The organism is Staphylococcus simulans, from assembly GCF_003043455.1.
Classification (GTDB): Bacteria; Bacillota; Bacilli; order Staphylococcales; family Staphylococcaceae; genus Staphylococcus; species Staphylococcus simulans_A.
On record NZ_PZGG01000096.1, the window covers coordinates 1 to 5373 of the forward strand.

Genomic DNA, 5373 nt, shown 5'->3' on the forward strand with positions numbered 1-5373 from the left:
TCATTATACCTTTTAAAGTATAGTTCGTTAAATAATAAAAAGTCAAAGCCAATGTACAATTGACTTTGACTTAAATTTTTAAGAAGCCGCTTTTTTCTGTATTAAGTTAAAGCTGCTCTTATGAGAAAGCATGCACTTATTTATTATCTTTGTTGTCATCATCTTTAACTTCAGTGAAATCTGCATCTTCAACATCACTGTTGTTTGAAGCATCTCCACCTTGTTGTTGTTCTTGTGCTTGTTGTGCTTGTTGATATACTTTCATTGATAAATCTTGAACGATTTTTTCAAGTTCTTCTTTTTTAGCTTTGATATCTTCTAAATCGTCGCCTTCAAGCGCTTTTTTCAACTCTTCTTTTTTATCTTCAGCTTGTTTTTTGTCTTCTTCGCCAATGTTGTCAGCTAAGTCTTTTAATGTTTTTTCAACTTGGAATACTAAGCTGTCAGCTTCGTTACGTAAGTCACTTTCTTCACGACGTTTTTTATCTGCTTCAGCATTTTGTTCTGCATCTTTAACCATTTGATCGATTTCGTCATCTGAAAGAGCAGAGCTTGATTCAATTGTGATATTTTGCTCTTTGTTTGTACCTAAGTCTTTAGCAGTAACGTTTACAATACCGTTTTTGTCGATATCAAATGTTACTTCGATTTGTGGTACGCCACGTGGAGCTGGTGGAATATCAGTTAATGAGAAGCGTCCTAATGTTTTGTTATCTGAAGCCATTGGACGTTCACCTTGTAATACGTGAATATCTACAGCTGGTTGGTTATCTGCTGCTGTTGAATAAACTTGTGATTTAGATGTCGGGATAGTTGTATTACGTTCGATTAATGTGTTCATACGGCCACCCATAATTTCAATACCTAATGATAATGGTGTAACGTCTAGTAATACAACGTCTTTAACGTCACCAGAGATAACGCCACCTTGGATAGCTGCACCCATTGCTACTACTTCGTCAGGGTTAACACTTTTGTTTGGTTCTTTACCGATTTCTTTTTTAACTGCTTCTTGAACAGCTGGAATACGAGTAGAACCACCAACAAGGATAACTTCATCGATATCTTTGCTTGTTAAGCCAGCATCTTTTAATGCTTGACGAGTAGGTTCCATTGTACGACGTACTAAATCATCTGAAAGCTCTTCGAATTTAGAACGTGTAAGTGTTAATTCTAAGTGTAATGGACCACTTTCTCCAGCAGAAATGAATGGTAATGAAATTTGAGTTTGTGATACACCAGATAAGTCTTTTTTAGCTTTTTCAGCTGCATCTTTTAAACGTTGCAATGCCATTTTATCTTGTGATAAATCGACACCGTTTTCTTTTTTGAATTCTGAAACTAGATAGTCAATGATAACTTGGTCAAAGTCGTCACCACCAAGTTTGTTGTCACCTGCTGTTGATAATACTTCGAATACACCGTCGCCTAATTCAAGGATTGAAACGTCGAAAGTACCGCCACCAAGGTCGAATACTAATACTTTTTCGTCTTGGTCAGTTTTATCTAAACCGTAAGCTAATGCTGCTGCTGTTGGTTCGTTGATAATACGTTCAACTTCTAAACCAGCGATTTTACCAGCATCTTTAGTTGCTTGACGTTCAGCATCATTGAAGTAAGCTGGTACAGTAATAACTGCTTTATCTACTTTATCTCCTAAATAGCTTTCTGCAGTGCTTTTTAAGTTTTGAAGAATCATTGCAGAAATTTCTTGTGGAGTATATGATTTTCCATCAACGTCTACTTTGTGATCTGTACCCATTTCACGTTTGATTGATTGAATAGTATTAGGGTTTGTAATTGCTTGTCGTTTAGCAACTTCACCTACTTGAGTTTCACCATTTTTGAATGCTACAACTGATGGAGTTGTACGTGCACCTTCTGGATTTTGAATAACTTTTGGTTCGTCGCCTTCTAAAACAGACACGCATGAATTTGTTGTACCTAAGTCAATTCCGATAATTTTACCCATAACTAATAATTCCTCCTAATAACATTTGTTGTATATTTCATCAGTTATAATTATTGATTTACTTTAACCATTGAAGGTCGTAATACACGGTCCTTCAATTTATAACCTGTTTGAAGCTCTTGTGTAACTTCACCTGATTCATATGAATCATCGTTGTCTTGCATTACGGCTTGATGGAAGTTTGGATCAAATTGTTGTCCTAAAGCTTCTATTTTCTCAAGACCGTTTTCTTCTAGTGCGCGTAATAAGCTTTCATAAACCATTTGTACCCCTTTTTGGAGAGATTTAAATGATTCATCATCACCTTCTATTTGTAACGCGCGCTCAATATTGTCTATTGTAGGCAAGATATCCGTTAAAACACCCTGAGCTTGATATGTTTTTAATGTTTGATTTTCTTTTTGAATACGTCTCTTATAGTTTTCAAACTCTGCATAAAGACGTAAATATTTTTCTTCTTGTTCTTTTAACTCATCTTTTAGTTGTTGGATTTCATTCTCTTCTTGATTCTCTTCAGAATCATTTTGAACGTTTTCAGTATTCTCAGTTGATTGAGTATCTTCTTCAGTATTTGAATTTACAGTTGCATCTTCATTCTCAGCAACTTCTTCATTGTTAACTGATTGGTCTTTTTCTGCCATTTTCTGTCCTCCAATACATTTCAAAACTATATTTTATATAGTAGTTGAATTACATTTTGATAACGCATAGCGGTCGGTCCAATAACAGCTATGTGTCCTTTAAGATGTTCATCAATATGATAATCACTCATCACAATAGAAATGTCTTCTAGGCCATTATCAATTTCTTTACCTATTTTGACATCAATTCCAGAATGATTATCTTTTTCGAACAGTTTCAATATCTTATTGGACTCTAAATATTGAAGAATTTGTTGTATTGAACTCACATTCTGTTCATTCAATGTATCAATTAAATTTGATTTACCCCCAAGGTAGATATCTTTCTTACTATCGTTAACCCTTTGATATAGCAAATCAGTTAATTGACGAATTGTTGTGATGTCACTTGAATGTTCCATTGCTTCATCTACAAAACTTTTATTGTTATAAAGTTCTTTGATGTAATTCGCTATTTGAATTAAACGCGCTTTAGAAATCTTTTCGTCTACTGCTAATTGTATATGCTCAACATTTCCTGTTTCGAACACAATTACCATAATAACCAAATTAGCGGTTGCGTTAAACAAATGAACATCGCTGATTAAATCTTTCGATTGATTCGGTTTCATTACCAACGTAGTATACTGCGTAAATAATGACAATTCATTTGCATACACACTAAGTGCAGCTGACAAATTGAAATTATATTCCATTAACAGTTTATTTAAACGTTGGTTATTCGTTTCTTTTAGAGGAGAAGTATTTTCCAACAGTTGGTCTACATAGTACCTAAAACCTTTTAATGAGGGCGACCTTCCCGATGATGCATGAGACTTTTCTACTAAACCGAATGATTCTAATTGTTTCATTTCGTTTCTTATAGTAGCTGGACTCACATTAACGTTGTGTCGCTCAATAATTGTTTTAGATCCAACAGGCAGACCATAATCTACATAATCTTCAACAATGGCATTTAATATGCTCAATTGTCTATCTGTAATCATGTTTCCACCTCATTAGCACTCTCTTCTTCCAAGTGCTAATTATAATTTATCAAATTGGTCAAAGTAAGTCAATGTTAAAGCCCTGACCTTTTAAATTTTAATCTAATAGGAAAGCTTCAAAGACTTCATTACCGATAACTTTGCCTCGATCCGTTAATCGAACAGCGTTTTTATCATCGATAATCAGTCCTTTTTCACTCATTTCTTTAATGGCTTCAGCATAGACTTTGTCAATATTTTCATTAAATTTATGATTGAACACTGATTTATTTACCCCTTGATTCATTCGTAAACCTAAAAACATTTGTTCTTCCATTTGTTCGCGATGAGTTGGCGTTGTCTGATGTAAAATTGGACGTTCACCATTTCTAATCTTCTTAATATAATGATTAACCGGATTGACATTTGAATATCTTACACCATTAACGTAACCACTTGCGCCTGCACCAAAGCCGTAATACCCTTCATTCTTCCAATAAACTTTATTATGTTCAGATTCATGGCCGGGTTGACCAAAATTCGATATTTCATATTGATGCATAGAAGAATGATGAATTTTATCTAGCAATAGCTCATACATTTCTTCTCCTACATCTTCGTTAGGAAGTTTTAGCTTACCCTTTCTATATAAATTATAAAATTGAGTTTTAGGTTCAAGAATTAAGCCATAACTCGAAATATGATTAATATCCATTGATAACGCAATATCTAAACTATCTTCAAATTGTTTAAGTGTTTGACCAGGAAGATGATACATCAAATCAAGGCTGATGGAATTTATTTGATATTGATTTGCAAGTTCAACAGCGTTATAGATATCTGCAGTATTATGTGTACGCCCTAGCACCTTTAACAAATCTTGATCAAATGTTTGCACACCCATCGAGATACGGTTAACACCATAATCTTTTAAAAGCTTAATTTTCGAAGGTGTAAGTTCATCTGGATTTGCTTCAAATGAGTATTCTCCCGAGATGTTAAAATGTTCGTTAATAGCTTTTAATAAACGTTCAAGCTGTTCATCGCTTAAAGCTGTGGGTGTACCACCACCTACAAACATTGTTTTTAATGCTCGATTATCCGCTGTTTTAAATTCTTCAATTAAAGAATCTAAATATTCATCCACTGGTTGATTCTGTATAAAATATTTATTGAAATCGCAGTAAGTACAAATTCTGACACAAAATGGTATATGAATATATGCACTTTCAACTTTCATATTTTCGCCTCGCTTTTAGGACAAAACTCAAAATAAAAAGCTGGGACATGAGAGTCCCAACCTTATTTTAATCTTCATCCATTTTTAATACTGCTAAGAAAGCATCTTGAGGTATTTCGACATTACCTACTGCCTTCATTTTTGCTTTACCTGCTTTTTGTTTTTCTAATAATTTACGTTTACGGCTGATATCTCCGCCATAACATTTCGCAAGTACGTTTTTACCCATAGATTTAATATTCGTACGAGCAATAATTTTATGACCAACTGCGGCTTGTACCGGCACTTCGAATTGTTGTCTAGGGATTAATGTTTTTAATCTTTCAACCAGTGCTTTGCCTCGTTCATATGCAAATTCTTTATGAACAATAAAACTTAAAGCATCTACTTTATCACCATTAAGTAAGATATCCATTTTAACTAAGTCACTTTCTTTATAACCGATAAGCTCATAATCAAATGAAGCATATCCTTTTGTATTTGATTTTAATTGGTCGAAGAAATCAAATACTACTTCTGAAAGTGGAATTTCGTAAATAATATTGACACGAATAT

Annotated in this window: 4 protein-coding genes and 1 pseudogene; all 5 read right to left on the minus strand. The window is 33.8% G+C overall.

Translation table 11 applies throughout. The features are described 5' to 3' along the window. Nucleotides 1-136: 136 nt before the first annotated feature. Nucleotides 137-1972, minus strand: coding sequence for a molecular chaperone DnaK (gene dnaK, locus BU038_RS11725; protein WP_107606170.1), 1836 nt, complete (start codon nucleotides 1970-1972; stop codon nucleotides 137-139). A gap of 50 nt (nucleotides 1973-2022) precedes the next feature. After that, a complete protein-coding gene (grpE, locus tag BU038_RS11730) occupies nucleotides 2023-2613 on the minus strand; it encodes a nucleotide exchange factor GrpE (protein WP_107606171.1) in 591 nt (196 codons plus the stop codon). Nucleotides 2614-2639: 26 nt separating this feature from the next. Next, nucleotides 2640-3599, minus strand: coding sequence for a heat-inducible transcriptional repressor HrcA (hrcA, locus tag BU038_RS11735; protein ID WP_107606172.1), 960 nt, complete (start codon nucleotides 3597-3599; stop codon nucleotides 2640-2642). Between the two features lie 97 nt (nucleotides 3600-3696). Continuing rightward, a complete protein-coding gene (hemW, locus tag BU038_RS11740; RefSeq protein ID WP_107606173.1) occupies nucleotides 3697-4818 on the minus strand; it encodes a radical SAM family heme chaperone HemW in 1122 nt (373 codons plus the stop codon). A gap of 67 nt (nucleotides 4819-4885) precedes the next feature. Continuing rightward, nucleotides 4886-5373, minus strand: a pseudogene (locus BU038_RS11745) (elongation factor 4); the annotation flags it as partial.